We start from the raw sequence: 797 nt of genomic DNA on the forward strand, positions 1-797 counted from the left end.
TCACCCTCTTTCTTTATTATATATAGATGTATCCAGTGAAATCTAGGTTGGTATGGATGAAGAAAAACACTGATTAAAGTGCACTTTATCCTTTATAGCTCTTTTTATTGTATTTCTCATCAAAATCTTTTCCTTCTAAACTCGGATCGAGTGTTAAAGGTTGGTTGCAATGCATACATGCGTCGACACGACCGAGCATTTTTGTTGGTTTATCGCAACTTGGACAAATAATATGTACAGTCTTAGTAGATAACATACCAATCCAAAAGTAAACGACAGTACTAGCGATAACAGCTAAAAAGCCAACCATCATAAATGTTGTCATAATAATAATGTTGTCACGGAAAAAGACTCCTAAGTATGCAATGAAGAGGCCGATAAATACTAAACTTAATGCAAAGGTCCGAATTTTATTGATTTTGTTCGAATATTTAATGCTCATTCTCACCACACTCCTATAATAATAATATAACATAAAATTTAGAATTTTCATTCGTATATAAACTTAGTAAAACGATAAGGGGAAAAATAGGAAGGAGTGTAGCTATGTATAAAGAGTGAATGGGAGATATGATGTACTGGAAATATGCTTTTTAAAGCTTTTAACGGGATGTGAAATTTTTTTATAAAAAGTATTGACCCTACATATACTGCATGATATATTAATAAACGTCGCTGATGCGGAAATGCAGAAAACGACAAAAAAGAAATTGAAAAACTTAGTTGACATCGAAAAACGAAGATGTTAACATAAGGAAGTCGCAAATGAGCGGCTAAGTAGTTCTTTGAAAACTGAA

At 32.4% G+C, this 797-nt stretch carries 1 protein-coding gene; it reads right to left on the reverse strand.

What is annotated here, in order from left to right:
* Window positions 1–85 precede the first annotated feature (85 nt).
* A complete protein-coding gene (locus VK90_RS27280; protein ID WP_002174763.1) occupies window positions 86–442 on the reverse strand; it encodes a YgzB family protein in 357 nt (118 codons plus the stop codon).
* Window positions 443–797: the final 355 nt, after the last annotated feature.

The organism is Bacillus sp. LK2, assembly GCF_001043575.1.
Lineage (GTDB): Bacteria > Bacillota > Bacilli > Bacillales > Bacillaceae_G > Bacillus_A > Bacillus_A paramycoides.

Excerpts from the sequence above, each read along its gene's own strand:
- VK90_RS27280 (WP_002174763.1), bottom strand. The coding sequence starts at position 442 with ATGAGCATTAAATATTCGAACAAAATCAATAAAATTCGGACCTTTGCA.